The sequence below is a fragment of the Streptomyces odontotermitis genome, from assembly GCF_050510915.1.
Classification (GTDB): Bacteria; Actinomycetota; Actinomycetes; order Streptomycetales; family Streptomycetaceae; genus Streptomyces.
Window position 1 is genome coordinate 324,768 of sequence record NZ_JBNJLS010000001.1, and the last position, 15,831, is coordinate 340,598.

The 15,831-nt window shown below is 72.7% G+C and carries 10 protein-coding genes; 7 read left to right on the plus strand and 3 right to left on the minus strand.

Going from position 1 to position 15,831, the window contains the following annotated elements; translation table 11 throughout:
* Window positions 1-499: 499 nt before the first annotated feature.
* The 3 genes from ACQB60_RS01540 to ACQB60_RS01550 form a co-directional block, all read right to left on the minus strand.
* The gene (locus ACQB60_RS01540; protein ID WP_496923961.1) at window positions 500-1,960 is read right to left on the minus strand and encodes a glutamate synthase subunit beta; all 1,461 of its coding nucleotides are present in this window, start codon (window positions 1,958-1,960) and stop codon (window positions 500-502) included.
* Complete coding sequence (gene gltB / locus ACQB60_RS01545; RefSeq protein WP_496923962.1) at window positions 1,953-6,524, minus strand: glutamate synthase large subunit; 4,572 nt, start codon at window positions 6,522-6,524, stop codon at window positions 1,953-1,955. The genes ACQB60_RS01540 and gltB overlap by 8 nt, the downstream gene beginning before the upstream one ends.
* 347 nt (window positions 6,525-6,871) lie before the next feature.
* On the minus strand, window positions 6,872-7,603 hold the full coding sequence (locus tag ACQB60_RS01550; RefSeq protein ID WP_496923963.1) for a VIT1/CCC1 transporter family protein: 732 nt from the start codon (window positions 7,601-7,603) through the stop codon (window positions 6,872-6,874).
* Between the two features lie 187 nt (window positions 7,604-7,790).
* Between ACQB60_RS01550 and ACQB60_RS01555 the strand changes: the two genes are divergently transcribed.
* The 7 genes from ACQB60_RS01555 to ACQB60_RS01585 are packed head-to-tail and all read left to right on the plus strand — an operon-like array spanning window position 7,791 to window position 15,805.
* Window positions 7,791-8,807: an ADP-ribosylglycohydrolase family protein gene (locus tag ACQB60_RS01555; protein WP_496923964.1), complete on the plus strand. Its 1,017-nt coding sequence runs from the start codon at window positions 7,791-7,793 to the stop codon at window positions 8,805-8,807.
* A complete protein-coding gene (locus ACQB60_RS01560) occupies window positions 8,804-10,171 on the plus strand; it encodes an ADP-ribosylglycohydrolase family protein (RefSeq protein WP_496923965.1) in 1,368 nt (455 codons plus the stop codon). The genes ACQB60_RS01555 and ACQB60_RS01560 overlap by 4 nt, the downstream gene beginning before the upstream one ends.
* Entirely contained in the window at window positions 10,155-11,312 is a 1,158-nt protein-coding gene (locus ACQB60_RS01565) for an ADP-ribosylglycohydrolase family protein (protein WP_496923966.1), read from the plus strand. The genes ACQB60_RS01560 and ACQB60_RS01565 overlap by 17 nt, the downstream gene beginning before the upstream one ends.
* Window positions 11,309-12,781, plus strand: coding sequence for an ADP-ribosylglycohydrolase family protein (locus ACQB60_RS01570; protein WP_496923967.1), 1,473 nt, complete (start codon window positions 11,309-11,311; stop codon window positions 12,779-12,781). Before ACQB60_RS01565 ends, ACQB60_RS01570 begins: the two co-directional genes overlap by 4 nt.
* On the plus strand, window positions 12,778-13,755 hold the full coding sequence (rbsK, locus tag ACQB60_RS01575) for a ribokinase (RefSeq protein ID WP_496923968.1): 978 nt from the start codon (window positions 12,778-12,780) through the stop codon (window positions 13,753-13,755). The genes ACQB60_RS01570 and rbsK overlap by 4 nt, the downstream gene beginning before the upstream one ends.
* Window positions 13,752-14,963, plus strand: coding sequence for a CaiB/BaiF CoA transferase family protein (locus ACQB60_RS01580; protein ID WP_496923969.1), 1,212 nt, complete (start codon window positions 13,752-13,754; stop codon window positions 14,961-14,963). Before rbsK ends, ACQB60_RS01580 begins: the two co-directional genes overlap by 4 nt.
* Window positions 14,960-15,805 carry an HpcH/HpaI aldolase/citrate lyase family protein gene (locus ACQB60_RS01585; protein ID WP_496923970.1) on the plus strand — a complete coding sequence of 282 codons (846 nt, stop codon included), beginning with the start codon at window positions 14,960-14,962 and terminating at the stop codon, window positions 15,803-15,805. The genes ACQB60_RS01580 and ACQB60_RS01585 overlap by 4 nt, the downstream gene beginning before the upstream one ends.
* Window positions 15,806-15,831: the final 26 nt, after the last annotated feature.

Sequence of the window (15,831 nt, forward strand, 5' to 3'; positions counted from 1 at the left end):
ATACCGGGCCCCCTCCAGGTTCCGTTGGTGGGAGCGATTCTGGTCACACACGGTCCAGGCGGTCTAGACCCATTCGGATACGCGGCCGAACCGTGACCCACGTTGCACGCTGTGCGACGCCGTGCAACGCCCGTTGCAGAGGCTGCTTCTCCTTCCCCAACCCCGCCCCTTCCCGAAACCGCCGCTCCGCGGCCCTGGGGCACTCTTCCTGGGGCTTCGCCCCTAGACCCCAGATCGGCCTGAACGGCCTCGTCCTCAAGCGCCGGACGGGCTGGATCACTCAGCCCGTCCGGCGCTTGAGGACGAGCCGCGTCAGCGGCGATCAGGGTGCCCCAGGGCCGCGGAGCGGCGGATTCGGGAAGGGGCGGGATCGGGGAAAGAAAAAACGCGACGCCCACCCAAAGTCCGGTCGGGGACAAAGGCAGGCGTCGCGCCAGTTCCGTACGCCGTTGTACGGGACGTCAGTTGGGGTCGTACAGGGGTCGTACCCAGCGGCGGGCTAGACCGTCAGCGCCCGGTCCGTGGGCCGGATCGGGGCCGGCAGCTCCGAGGCCCCGGTCAGGAACCGGTCCACACCCCGCGCGGCCGACCGGCCTTCCGCGATCGCCCACACGATCAGCGACTGGCCCCGCCCCGCGTCACCGGCCACGAAGACACCGGGGACGTTCGTCTGGAACTCCGCGTCCCGCGCCACGTTCCCGCGCTCGTCCAGGTCGAGCCCGAACTGGGAGACGAGCCCGTTCTCCTGGTCCGTGCCGGTGAAGCCCATCGCCAGCGTGACCAGCTGCGCCGGGATCTTCCGCTCCGTACCCGGCTTCTGCGTCAGCTTCCCGTCCACGAACTCGACCTCGACGAGGTGCAGGAACTGCACGTTCCCGTCCTCGTCGCCCTCGAAGTGGGTGGTCGAGACGGAGTAGACCCGCTCGCCGCCCTCCTCGTGCGCGGAGGTGACCTTGTAGAGCATCGGGAAGGTGGGCCACGGCTGGCCCGCCGCCCGCTCCTCGCCCGGACGGGGCATGATCTCCAGCTGGGTGACCGAGGCCGCGCCCTGGCGGTGGGCCGTGCCCACGCAGTCCGCGCCGGTGTCGCCGCCGCCGATCACCACGACGTGCTTGCCCTCGGCGGTGAGGGGCGGCTGGACGAAGTCGCCCTCCTGCACCTTGTTGGCGAGCGGCAGGTACTCCATCGCGAAGTGGATGCCGTTCAACTCCCGCCCGGGGACCGGGAGATCACGCGAGACCGTGGCACCGGCGGCGACCACGACCGCGTCGTACCGCTTGCGCAGCTTCGCCGCGTCGATGTCGCGGCCGATCTCCACGCCCGTACGGAACTTGGTGCCCTCCGCGCGCATCTGCTCGATGCGCCGGTTGATGTGGCGCTTCTCCATCTTGAACTCGGGGATGCCGTAGCGCAGCAGACCACCGATGCGGTCCGCGCGCTCGTACACGGCGACCGTGTGACCGGCCCGCGTCAGCTGCTGCGCGGCGGCGAGGCCCGCCGGGCCCGAGCCGATGACGGCGACCGTCTTGCCGCTGAGGCGCTCCGGCGCCTGCGGCTTGACGTCGTTCGCGTCCCACGCCTTGTCGATGATCGAGACTTCGACGTTCTTGATGGTCACGGCGGGCTGGTTGATGCCGAGGACGCACGCCGACTCGCACGGGGCGGGGCACAGCCGCCCGGTGAACTCCGGGAAGTTGTTGGTCGCGTGCAGCCGCTCCTGCGCCGCCGACCAGTCCTCGCGGTACGCGTAGTCGTTCCACTCGGGGATGAGGTTCCCGAGCGGGCAGCCGTTGTGGCAGAACGGGATGCCGCAGTCCATGCAGCGCGACGCCTGCTTGCTGATGATCGGCAGCAGGGAGCCGGGGACGTAGACCTCGTTCCAGTCCTTGACGCGCTCGCCGACCGGACGGGTCTCGGCGACCTCGCGGCCGTGGTTCAGGAAGCCCTTGGGATCAGCCATTGGTCGCCGCCTCCATCATCTTCTCGGTGATCTCGGACTCGGAGAGCCCGGCTCGCTCGGCGGCTTCCTTGGCGGCGAGCACTGCCTTGTACGTGCTGGGGATGATCTTGCTGAAGCGGGCCACGGACGCGTCCCACTCGGCGAGGAGCTTCTCGGCGACCGTGGATCCGGTCTCCTCCGCGTGGCGGCGCACGACGTCGTGCAGCCACTGCTTGTCGTCCTCGGACAGGGGCTCGATCGCGCCCTGGTTGCCCGCGTTCACGTTCGCGCGGTCCAGGTCGATGACGTAGGCGATGCCGCCGGACATGCCGGCCGCGAAGTTGCGCCCAGTCTCGCCGAGCACCACCGCGTGCCCGCCGGTCATGTACTCGCAGCCGTGGTCGCCCACGCCCTCGGAGACCACCAGGGCCCCGGAGTTGCGGACGCAGAAGCGCTCACCGGTGCGGCCGCGCAGGAAGAGCTCGCCGCCCGTCGCGCCGTACGCGATCGTGTTGCCCGCGATCGTCGAGTACTCGGCGAGGTGGTCGGCGCCGCGGTCCGGGCGGACGATGATCCGGCCGCCCGAGAGGCCCTTGCCCACGTAGTCGTTGGCGTCGCCCTCCAGGCGCAGCGTCACGCCGCGCGGCACGAAGGCGCCGAAGGACTGGCCCGCCGAGCCGGTGAAGGTGATGTCGATGGTGTCGTCGGGCAGGCCCGCGCCGCCGAACTTCTTCGTCACCTCGTGGCCGAGCATGGTGCCGACCGTGCGGTTGATGTTGCGGATGCCGATCTGGGCGCGGACCGGCTGCGCCTCGGTGGCGCTGGCCCCGGCGAGGGCGTCGGCGGAGAGCTTGATCAGCTCGTTGTCGAGCGCCTTCTCCAGGCCGTGGTCCTGGGCGATCAGCTGGTGGCGGACGGCGCCCTCGGGCAGGTCCGGCACGTGGAAGAGCGGCTCCAGGTCGAGGCCCTGCGCCTTCCAGTGGTTCACGGCCCGCGTGGTGTCGAGGAGTTCGGCGTGGCCGACGGCCTCCTCGATGGAGCGGAAGCCCAGCTCGGCGAGGAGCTCACGGACCTCTTCGGCGATGAACTCGAAGAAGTTGACCACGAATTCGGGCTTGCCGGAGAAGCGGTCGCGCAGCGTCGGGTTCTGCGTGGCGATGCCGACCGGGCAGGTGTCCAGGTGGCAGACGCGCATCATGACGCAGCCGGAGACCACGAGCGGAGCGGTCGCGAAGCCGAACTCCTCGGCGCCGAGCAGCGCCGCGATGAGCACGTCGCGGCCGGTCTTCAGCTGGCCGTCGGTCTGCACGACGATACGGTCGCGCAGGCCGTTGAGCAGCAGCGTCTGCTGGGTCTCGGCGAGGCCGAGCTCCCAGGGGCCGCCCGCGTGCTTCAGCGAGGTGAGCGGCGAGGCACCCGTACCGCCGTCGTGGCCGGAGATCAGGACCACGTCCGCGTGTGCCTTGGAGACGCCCGCGGCGACCGTGCCGACGCCGACCTCGGAGACCAGCTTCACGTGGATGCGGGCGACCGGGTTGGCGTTCTTGAGGTCGTGGATCAGCTGAGCCAGGTCCTCGATGGAGTAGATGTCGTGGTGCGGCGGCGGGGAGATCAGGCCCACGCCCGGGGTGCTGTGCCGGGTCTTGGCGACCCAGGGGTAGACCTTGTGGCCGGGCAGCTGGCCGCCCTCGCCGGGCTTGGCGCCCTGGGCCATCTTGATCTGGATGTCGTCGGCGTTGACCAGGTACTCGCTCGTCACACCGAAGCGGCCGGAGGCGACCTGCTTGATGCTGGAGCGGCGCGCCGGGTCGTAGAGGCGCTCCGGGTCCTCGCCGCCCTCACCGGTGTTGGACTTGCCGCCCAGCTGGTTCATGGCGATGGCGAGGGTCTCGTGGGCCTCGCGGGAGATGGAGCCGTACGACATGGCGCCGGTCGAGAACCGCTTGACGATCTCGGAGACCGGCTCGACCTCGTCGACGGAGATCGGCTGCCGGCCGGCCGACTTGAAGCCGAACAGGCCGCGCAGCGTCATGAGCCGCTCGGACTGCTCGTTCACGCGGTCCGTGTACTTCTTGAAGATGTCGTAGCGGCGGTTGCGCGTGGCGTGCTGCAGGCGGAAGACCGTCTCCGGGTCGAAGAGGTGCGGCTCGCCCTCGCGGCGCCACTGGTACTCGCCGCCGATCTCCAGGGCGCGGTGCGCCGAGGCGATGCCGGAGGCGGGGTACGCCTTGGCGTGCCGGGCGGCGACCTCCTCGGCGATGACGTCGAGACCGGCGCCGCCGATCTTGGTGGCCGTGCCGTTGAAGTACTTCTCGACGAACTCCTCGTCGAGGCCGACGGCCTCGAAGACCTGGGCGCCGCGGTAGGAGGCGACGGTCGAGATGCCCATCTTGGACATGACCTTCAGGACGCCCTTGCCGAGCGCGTAGATCAGGTTCCGGATGGCCTGCTCGGCCCCGCCGTCCTCGTCGGCGGACAGGAAGGTGCCGGCGCGGACCAGGTCCTCGACGGACTCCATCGCCAGGTACGGGTTGACGGCCGCGGCGCCGAAGCCGATGAGCAGCGCGACGTGGTGCACCTCGCGCACGTCGCCCGCCTCGACGACCATGCCGACCTGGGAGCGCTGCTTGGTGCGGATCAGGTGGTGGTGCAGGGCCGAGGTGAGCAGCAGCGAGGGGATCGGCGCGTGCTCGGCGTCGGAGTGCCGGTCGGAGAGCACGATGATGCGGGCGCCCGCCTCGATGGCGGCGTCGGCCTCGGCGCAGATCTCCTCGATGCGGGCGGCGAGGGCGTCGCCACCGCCGCCGACCCGGTAGAGGCCGGAGAGCGTCGCGGCCTTCATGCCGGGCATGTCGCCGTCGGCGTTGATGTGGATGAGCTTGGCCAGCTCGTCGTTGTCGATCACCGGGAACGGCAGCATCACGTTGCGGCAGGACGCGGCGGTCGGCTCCAGCATGTTGCCCTGCGGGCCGAGCGAGGTGCCGAGCGAGGTGACGAGCTCCTCGCGGATGGCGTCCAGCGGCGGGTTGGTGACCTGCGCGAACAGCTGGGTGAAGTAGTCGAAGATCAGCCGCGGGCGCTCGGAGAGGGCCGCGATCGGGGTGTCCGTGCCCATGGAGCCGAGCGGCTCGCCGCCGGTCTTGGCCATCGGCGCGAGGATGATCCGCAGCTCTTCCTCGGTGTAGCCGAAGGTCTGCTGGCGGCGCGTGACGGAGGCGTGCGTGTGCACGATGTGCTCGCGCTCGGGCAGGTCGGAGAGCTCGATCTCGCCGGCCTCCAGCCACTCCCTGTACGGCTGCTCGGCGGCGAGGGCGCCCTTGATCTCGTGGTCCTCGACGATGCGGTGCTCCGCGGTGTCGACGAGGAACATCTTGCCGGGCTGCAGGCGGCCCTTGCGGACGACCTTCGCGGGGTCGATGTCGAGGACGCCGACCTCGGAGCCGAGGACGACGAGGCCGTCGTCGGTGACCCAGTAGCGGCCGGGGCGCAGGCCGTTGCGGTCGAGAACCGCACCCACCTGCGTGCCGTCGGTGAAGGTGACACAGGCCGGGCCGTCCCAGGGCTCCATCATCACGGAGTGGTACTGGTAGAAGGCGCGCAGGTCCGGGTCCATGGAGGCGTGGTTCTCCCATGCCTCCGGGATCATCATCAGGACGCTGTGCGGCAGCGAACGGCCGCCGAGGTGCAGCAGCTCGAGGACCTCGTCGAAGGACGCGGAGTCCGAGGCGTCCGGCGTGCAGATCGGGAAGATCCGGTCGAGGCTCTTCTCGCCGAAGAGCTCGGAGACGAGCTGCGACTCCCGGGCCCGCATCCAGTTGCGGTTGCCCTTGACGGTGTTGATCTCACCGTTGTGCGCGACGAAGCGGTAGGGGTGCGCCAGCGGCCACGACGGGAACGTGTTGGTCGAGAAGCGCGAGTGGACGAGCGCGAGGGCCGTGGCGAAGCGGCGGTCGGACAGGTCCGGGAAGAAGGGCTCCAGCTGGCCGGTGGTCAGCATGCCCTTGTAGACGATGGTGCGGGCGGAGAGCGAGGGGAAGTACGTCGCGACCTCGCGCTCGGCGCGCTTGCGCAGCACGAACGCCTTGCGGTCGAGCTCCAGGCCGGAGCTCGCGCCGTCGCCCACGAAGAGCTGGCGGAAGACCGGCATCGTCGAGCGGGCGCTGGCGCCGAGCAGCTCGGGGGCGACCGGGACCTCGCGCCAGCCGAGGACGCTCAGACCCTCCTCGGCGGCGATCTCCTCGATCTTCGCGGCGGCGTCCGTGGCCGTGGCGACCGGCAGGAAGGCGATACCGACCGCATACGATCCGGCTTCGGGCAGCTCGAAGTCCACAGCCTCGCGCAGGAAGGCGTCCGGGACCTGCAGCAGGATGCCCGCACCGTCACCGGAGTCCGGCTCGGAGCCGGTGGCGCCGCGGTGCTCCAGGTTGCGCAGTACGGTCAGCGCCTGCTCGACGAGCTCGTGGCTCGCCACACCGGTAAGGGTGGCCACGAACCCGACACCGCAGGCGTCGTGTTCGTTACGGGGGTCGTACATCCCCTGCTGAGCAGGGCGACCGTCCATGGGCGACCAGGCGTCGGAACGCATCGGCTCTCCCGTCGTCGTCGTGGCATGTGCTGGTGCCGAGGGACGACGTTGGCCCTCTGCGAGTGCCCTCTGGGGGCGGGGCGCCCGCTGGGGGCGCAAAATTTCGTGCAGGTTACATGATGGGCTGCTTCTCGGAAAGCGGATAGCTCATTCCACCATGTGGACACCGCCCACGGTAGTGGGGAACGGTGCAGAAGGGGCCTCTGCGGACAGATTGCTGACTGAGGGCCCGGGGCGTCACGGGCCTCTTTGCCCGCAGCGCTTACGGCTCATGCCCCGTGGTCAACGGCTCGAAACCGAGAGGTAACGACTACTTATGCAGCCTCTCGCATAGGGCTGCACGACCGTCATCCTACGGCGGTCCCGAACAAGCTGCCCAGGGCGTACGTCACACCCGCCGCGGCACCACCCAGGAGCAGCTGCCGCACCCCGCTGAACCACCAGGACCGCGCCGTCACCTTGGCCACCACGGCACCACACGCGAAGAGCCCCACGAGGGCGAGGAGCACGGCGGGCCACAGCTCGCTGGCGCCGAGCAGATACGGAAGGACGGGAAGAACGGCACCGAGCGCGAAGGCCCCGAAGGACGAGACGGCGGCGACGAGCGGCGAGGGCAGGTCCCCGGGGTCGATCCCGAGCTCCTCGCGCGCATGGATCTCCAGGGCCTGCTCCGGGTCGCGCGACAGCTGCCGGGCGACCTCGCGGGCCAGCTCCGGCTCCACGCCCCGCGCCTCGTACAGCGCGGCGAGCTCGCGCTCCTCGTCCTGCGGGTGCTTCTTCAACTCCCGCCGCTCCACGTCGAGTTCGGCCTGCACGAGCTCGCGCTGCGAGGCGACCGAGGTGTACTCGCCCGCGGCCATGGAGAAGGCACCGGCGGCGAGCCCGACGAGCCCCGTCACGACGATCGTCTGCTGCGACACGGCGCCGCCCGCGACACCCGTCATCAGGGCCAGGTTCGAGACGAGCCCGTCCATCGCGCCGAAGACGGCCGGGCGCAGCCAGCCACCGTTCACATCACGGTGGGTGTGGTTGTCGCGGTGCGCCTCGTGCAGCGTCGCCTCGGTCTCGATGATGGCCATGTCTCGGGATCCCCCAGATCACTGTCTACGTCGGTTTCCTGCCCCCGTCCGACATCGAAAGTACGCGCGAAAAATTGCTCTCGCCAGCAAGGAAGGCCGTACTTACCTGCGTGAACAGGGCGTCGAAGGGGTGACGCGGACGCCCCCTGTGCAGCGATGACCGCCCCCGCGTGGCAGGGATCCAGGCATGACGGGTGCAACAGACGTGATGGGTGCGGCGGCTGTGACAGGCGGGGTCGGCCTCCTTGACCGGGCCCGGGGCGCGCTGCTCGGCCTGGCCGTGGGCGACGCGCTCGGGGCGCCCGCGGAGAACATGAAGCCGTCCGAGATCCGCCGCCGCTGGGGCCGCATCACGGGATACGTGACCGAGTCGCCGTCCGGCACGGACGACACCGAGTACGCGATCTTCTCGGGCCTGCTTCTGGCCCGCCACGGCTCGGCCCTGACGGTCTCTCATGTCGAGACGGCCTGGCACCGCTGGATCGCAGACCTGGACGAGGGCCCGTTCCGCGGCGCGGGCTTCAGCGAGCGCGGCACCCTGGAGAACCTCCGCCGCGGCCTCGCCGCCCCCATCTCCGCGCAGCACCGGCACGCGTGGAGCGACGGCCTCGCCATGCGCGCGGCCCCCTTCGGGGTCTTCGCCGCGGGCCGCCCCGCCGAGGCGGCCCGCCTGGTCGCGATCGACGGCACGGTCAGCCACGACGGCGAGGGCATCTACGGCGGCCGGGCGGTGGCCGCGGGCGTCGCGGCGGCGATGGCGGGCGCGGGCCCCGCCGGGGTCATCGGGGCGGCGCTTTCGGTCATCCCCATGGACTCCTGGACGGCCCGCTCGCTGCGCCGCGCGGTGGTGGCCGCCCCCGCCGGCGAACGCGCGGTCCGCTCCGCGGTGGTGATCGGCGGCTACCCCTGGACCGACCTGGCCCCCGAGGCCGTCGGCCTCGCCTTCGGCGCGTACGCGGCGGCGCGCGGCGACTTCCGCGAGGCGGTCCTGACGGCGGTCAACATGGGCCGCGACGCGGACACGACGGCAGCGGTGGCGGGCGCGCTCGCGGGCGCCACCAACGGCACCTCGGGCATCCCCCCGGAATGGGCCGCCCCCATCACCCCCGTACGAGGCACCTGCCTCCCCTCGATGAGGGGCTACCACGTCCTGGACATCGCGGAGTTGCTGACCCCGGACGAGGAGGAGAACGCCCAGCCATGACAGCCGCCCCGAACAACGACAGCAGCCCCGCCCCCACCGCTGCAGGCATGCGTTCCGCACAGCAGTCCCCCGCCGCTCCCACCGCGGACAACCACGAGAACCCTGCCGCCACCGCTGTGGGCAGGCGTTCCGCACGGCGGAACGGGTGGGCACAGCCCACGGCGCAGGGTGCCGATGGGCGAGAGGGCGACGCACCAAGACCCGGGGCGCCCCCCGTCGAAGGGCTCCTCCTGGGGCTCGCGGCGGGCGACGCGGCAGGGTGGCCCGCCGCCCGGCACAGAGCCGCCAAGCTCCCCGACTGGACCCGACGCCTCACCCGCGAGCTCGACACCTTCGCCGAGCAGAACGCCACCACCACCCTCCCCGTCCCCATCGCCCTCAACCAGCCCCCCGAACCCCTCCGCCTGGGCCCCTCCGACGACGCCGAGTGGGCGGCGTTCACCGCCCACGCCCTGCTCCGCGCAGCGGAGACAGCGGCAGCGAGCGGCGACGCGGACCGCGACACACGCGTACGCAGAGCCCTCGATCACACATGGACCGCCCTGGCCCGGGACATCGCCGGCGCAGCGTCCCGCGCCCCGGAGGTCGAATCCGCCGTCCTCCCCCTCCGCGCCCGCATCTCCGTCCACGCCGGCATCGGCAACCTCGCCGCCGGCCTGCGCCCACCCGCCACCGGCCACGACAACCCCCACTACTTCGACGACGCCGCCTGCGTACGGGCCTGCGTGCTCGCCCTCGTCCACCCCGGCGCCCCCGAACAGGCCGCGCAGCTCGCCGAGTTCGACGCCCGCTACACCCAGGACGGCGACGGCGTGCACGGCGCCCGCGCCATGGCCGCCGCCGTCGCGGCCGCACTCGGCGGCGCCGACGTCGACGCCGCCGTGGACGCCGCCCTCGACCAGCTCCCCGGCCACACGGAGATCGGCCGCAACGCCCGGCACGCCGTCAAGCTCGCCCGCGCCCAGCCCCCGGGCGAGGGCACCTTCGCCCTCGTACCGGTCCTGGAGCACGAGATCGTCGACCACGTCTACAGCTACGGCATCGCCGCCGCCGAGACCGTCCCGGTCGCCCTCGCCCTCGCCACCGCCGCCCGCGGCCACCTGCGCGAGGCCGTCCCCGCGGCCGCCTGCCTGTCCCGCGTGGCCGACTCCGCACCCGCCCTCGCCGGGGCCCTGACCGGCGCGCTCGGCACCGCCACCGCCGTCCCCGACACCTGGCGCGAGGCGTGCCGCACCCTCTCCGGCTGCGTCCTGCCCCGCTTCGCCGGCACCGACCTGGTGGAACTCGCCGCACGCCTCGCAGACGCGACACGCACGGAACTGGCCGCCCTGGATGGACAATCCGGACATGACGCCATCACCTAGCGCCCTCTCCCTGGCGGACCGCATCACCCACAGCCTGGTCGGCGCCGCGGTCGGCGACGCGCTCGGCGGCCCCGTCGAGGGCTACTCCCCCGACCAGATCGTCGAACGCCACGGTGGCCGCGTGCACGGCGTCGTCGGCCCCTGGAACGGCGACCGCTGGCGCACCGCCCGGCCCATCGCCCCGTACCACAAGGGCGACGGACACGTCACCGACGACACCTTGATGACGCACGCGCTCATCCGCGTCTACGCCGCCGTGGGCGACCACTTGGACGCGTACGCGATCGCCGAGCACCTCGTCCCCGACCTCCTCACCACCCCCCGCTGGATCCCCGAACTCGAAGCCGAGGCGCTCCCGCTCCAGCGGATCTTCCTCGCCGAGAAGTGGCTCGTCGCCCGCCTCCACTACGGCCACGTGGACCCGCGCGAGGCGGGCAACGGCAACATCGTGAACTGCGGCGCGGCGATGTACATGGCCCCCGTCGGCCTGGTCAACGCGGCGAACCCCACGGCGGCGTACGCGGAGGCCCTCGACATCGCGGGCGCGCACCAGTCCTCGTACGGAAGGGAGGCGGCCGGGGTGTTCGCGGCGGCGGTGGCGGCGGCCTGCGCACCGGGCGCGACCCCGGCCTCCGTCGTCGACACCGCCCTCTCCCTCGCCAAGGACGGCACCCGCGCCGCGATCGAGGCGGTGGCCGAAGTGGCAAGCGGGCACCGGGACTTCGAGTCGGCCCTGGCCCCGCTCCGCACGGCGGTGGCCCCCTTCGACACGGTCGGCCCCGACTACCGCGCCCCCTCCCTCGGCGCCCGCCGCCCCTCCCGCCTGCACTCCATCGAGGAACTCCCCATCGCGCTCGGCATGCTCCTGGTCGGCGAGGGCGACTACCGCCGCTCGGTCCTCGGCGCCGTCAACTACGGCCGGGACTGCGACTCCATCGCCACGATGGCGGGCGCACTCGCGGGCGCACTCGGCTCGGCGCCCCCGCCCGACTGGTCCAAGCAGGTGGCCGAGGCCAGCCGCCTGGACCTGCACGCACCGGCGCGCACCCTGACGGAGGTCGCACAGGAGGTCTTCGCCCGCGACACGTCGCGACGGCGCGCCCACGAGCGGGCGTTCACGGCCCTCACGGACCCCCGATGACACACCTCCGCCTGACCTGGGTCCAGCCGGAGGACCTCGTCGGCCACGAACTCCGCCAGGCGGAGGAGGAGGGCAGGGACACCACGGCGGTACGGGCCCGCTGGCTACGGGCAGGCGGCCACCTGGCCCCGCCGCGGGCGGGCGCATCCACCACACCACCAGCGCCTCACCTACGAGCTCTGGCGGAGCAACTCCTGGACGAACTCGCAGACCAGTCTCACCCGTTGGGGGCAGACGTCCCGCACGGCGAATGGGGTCTCCCCTGCTCGAGCGGGGTCGAGAGCTTGGGGAAGGGTGGGCACAACCCCCGTGTGACGGCACCTCTGGCCGAGAGCCCACCCAGGCCGGGGTCCAGGGGCGAAGCCCCGGTTTCGGGAAGGGGCGGGCCAGGGGCATCCAAACCCACCCACCACACCCGCCTCCACGCGGCCTGGCTGGGCAGAGCCACCGGCTGCCTGCTAGGCAAACCAGTGGAGAAGCTCCCTCTCCACGGCATCCGCCAACTCGCCCAAGCAACCGGAAACTGGCCCCTGACCAACTACTTCACCGCACACGGCGTACCCGAAGAGCTCCTGGCAGCCCACCCCTGGAACAAGCGCTCAGCCCCCACCTCCCTCGCCGAGAACATCAACGGCATGCCGGAGGACGACGACCTCAACTACCCCCTCCTTGGCCTCCTCCTGCTCCAGCGCCACAGCCACGAGTTCACCACCACGGACGTGGCGAGACTCTGGCTGGAGGAGCTCCCGGCCGCCCGCACCTTCACCGCGGAACGCATCGCCTACCGCAACCTCCTCCACGGCATCGAACCCCCGCACACCGCCCGCCACCACAACCCCTTCCGCGAGTGGATCGGCGCCCTCATCCGGGCCGACGTGCACGGCTGGACGAACCCGGGCGACCCCACGGCGGCGGCCGACGCGGCCCGGCGCGACGCGGCGCTCTCGCACACGGACAACGGCGTGTACGGCGCGATGTTCGCGGCGGCCACGATCGCGACGGCGGCGTCCGGCACCGCGGACGTCCACCAGTGCCTCCGCTCGGGCCTGACCGTCGTACCGGACGGCTCCCGCCTCGCCCGCGCCGTCCGCCACGGCATGCAACTCGCCCACTCCGCACGGGACTTCGACGACGTCGTGGACGACCTCCACGCGGCCTACGGCACCTACCACTGGGTGCACGTCGTCCCCAACGCCGCCCTGCTCGCCGCCGCCCTCACCCACGCCGACGGCGACTTCACCGGCTCCGTCACCCGCGCGGTCTCCGGCGGCTGGGACACCGACTCGAACGGCGCGACGGCCGGCTCGGTCGCGGGCCTGCTCGCGGGCCACCCGGACGCGCTCCCCGACCGCTGGACGGCGCCTCTCCACAACCGGCTCGCCACGTCCGTCGGCGGCTTCGACGGCATCGGCTTCGACACCCTCGCGGACCTCACCGCCACCCTCACCCGGGAGAACAGCACCCCATGACAGCCTCATCCCCCGTCCCCCACATCGCCGTGCTCGGCAGCACGAACATGGACCTCGTCGCCTACGTCGCCCGGGCGCCCGAGCGCGGCGAGACCGTGACGGGCCGCGAGTTCCGCACGCTCCCCGGCGGCAAGGGCGCCAACCAGGCCGTCGCCGCGGCCCGCGCGGGCGCCACCGTCTCGATGATCGGCGCGGTCGGCGACGACCCCCACGGGGTCCGGCTCCGGGCCGCGCTCGACCAGTCGGGCGTCGAGACGGACTCGCTGCGCACCACCACCGACGCCCCCACCGGCACCGCCCACATCGTGGTCGACGACGAGGGCGGCAACGCGATCGTCGTCATCCCCGGTGCCAACGGCACCGTCACCGCGCTCGCCCCCGGCGACGAGGGCCTGATCGCCGCGGCGGGCACGCTGCTGCTCCAGCTGGAGATCCCCGTCGAGGGGGTCCTCGCCGCCGCCGAGGCCGCCCGCAGGCACGGCGTGCGCACCGTCCTCACCCCCTCCCCCGCACAGCCCCTGCCGCCCGAACTCCTCGCCGCCGTCGACCTGTTGGTGCCCAACGAGCACGAGGCCGCCGCGCTCACCGGCATCACCGAGCCGCGTGCCGCCGCCCAGGCACTGCTCTCCCAGGTCCCCGAGGTCGTGGTCACCCTGGGCGCGCGCGGCAGCCTGTACGCGGCGCGCGGCGCGGAGCCGGTCGTCGTCGCGGCGCCGCAGGTGACCGCCGTCGACTCGACCGGGGCGGGCGACACCTTCGTGGGCACGCTCGCCGTGGCGCTCGGCGAGGGCCGCCCGGTCCCTGAGGCGCTCGCCTGGGCCTCGACGGCAGCCTCGCTCTCGGTGCGGCGGCCGGGGGCGGCATCGTCCATCCCGTACCGCGCGGAGATCGACGCGGAACACGGCGGGACGACCACCGCATCCGACACGACCACCGCCACCACCACCGACTCCCGTCCCGGCGCGACGTCATGACCACTCCCCTCGCCACCCCGCACGCCGCCCCCCTCACCGGCCTGCGCGTCCTCGACCTGGCCACCCTCTTCGCGGGCCCCCTCGCCGCCACGATGCTCGGCGACTTCGGCGCGGAGGTCATCAAGGTCGAGCACCCGCGGCGGCCCGACCCCTCGCGCGGGCACGGCCCGTCGAAGGACGGCGTCGGGCTCTGGTGGAAGCTGCTCGGCCGCAACAAGCGCACGATGACCCTCGACCTGTCCACGCGCGGCGGCCGCGCGACCCTGCTGCGCCTGGCCGCCACCGCCGACGTCGTCATCGAGAACTTCCGCCCCGGCACCCTGGAGAAGTGGGACCTCGGCTGGCCCGAACTCAGCGCGGTCAACCCCGAGTTGGTGCTCACCCGCGTCACCGGTTTCGGCCAGTTCGGCCCGTACGCGCACCGCCCCGGCTTCGGCACCCTCGCCGAGGCGATGAGCGGCTTCGCCGCGATCACCGGGGAGCCGGAGGCGCCGCCGACGCTTCCCCCCTTCGGCCTCGCCGACTCGATCGCGGGCCTGGCGACGGCGTTCGCGGTCCTGACGGCGCTCGCCGCGCGCGACCGCACGGGCCGGGGCCAGGTCGTCGACATGGCGATCATCGAGCCGATCCTCACGGTCCTCGGCCCGCAGCCCCTCTGGTACGACCAGCTGGGCCTGGTCCAGACCCGCACCGGCAACCGCTCCGCCAACAACGCGCCCCGCAACACCTACCGCACGGCGGACGGCAGCTGGGTCGCCGTCTCCACCTCCGCCCAGTCCGTCGCCGAACGCGTCCTGCGCCTCGTCGGCCGCCCGGACCTGACCGCCGAGCCCTGGTTCACGACGGGCGCGGGACGGGCGGCGCACGCCGACGTCCTGGACGAGGCGGTCGGAGGCTGGATCGCCCGACACACCCGCGCCGAGGTCATGGAGTCCTTCGAGAAGGCGCAGGCCGCGGTCGCCCCCATCCAGGACGTACGGGACGTCATGGCCGACCCCCAGTACGCCGCCCTCGACACGATCACGACCGTCGACGACCCGGAACTCGGCCCGCTGCGCATGCAGAACGTCCTCTTCCGCCTCACCGACACCCCGGGCGCGATCCGCTGGACGGGCCGCCCGCACGGCGCCGACACCGACGAGGTCCTCACCGAACTCGGCCTGACCCGACGGGAGATCACCGCGCTGCGAACGGAGGGCACCCTGTGAGGAGACTGCCGCTGACCTGGCTGTACGTGCCCGGGGACCGCCCCGACGTGGTCGCGAAGGCCCTCACCGCGGGCGCCGACGTGGTGATCGTCGACCTGGAGGACGCGGTCGCCCCCGAGCGCAAGGAGTACGCCCGCTCCGCGACGGCCGAGCTCCTCGCCGCCCCGGACCCCGCCCCCGTTCCCGTACACGTCCGCGTGAACGCCCTCGACGGCCCCCTCGCCGAGGGCGACCTGCGCGCCCTCGCCCACCTGCCGGGCCTGTCGGGGCTCCGGCTGCCCAAGGTGACGTCCCCCGCCGACGTGGTCCGCGTCGCGGAGCGCGCCGCCCCCGCCGAGGGCGGCTGCCCGGCCCTCTACGCCCTGCTCGAATCGGCTCTCGGCATCGAGCACGCCTACGCCGTCGCCACCGCGCACCCCGCCCTGCGCGGCCTCTCGCTCGGCGAGGCCGACCTCCGCGCCGACCTCGGCGTCCGCGACGACGCGGGCCTGCACTGGGCCCGCTCCCGCGTGGTGGTGGCCGCTCGGGCGGCGGGCCTGGCACCGCCCGCCCAGTCGGTCTACCCGGACGTCCGCGACCTGCGGGGCCTCGCCACATCCTGCGCCCGCGGCCGCGCCCTCGGCTTCCTGGGCCGCGCGGCGATCCACCCCCGCCAGCTCCCCGTGATCGAGCGCTCCTACCTGCCGACCCCGGAGGAGATCGAGACGGCGGAGGAGATCCTCAAGGCGGCGGAGACGGACGAGGGCGCCCTCGCCCTCCCGGACGGCCGGTTCGTGGACCGGGCGGTGGTGGAGGGGGCCCGGCGGACCCTGTCCCTCACAGCGGAAACCCGCGCCCCGTAAGCGGGACGCGGGTTTCCGGTGTCAGG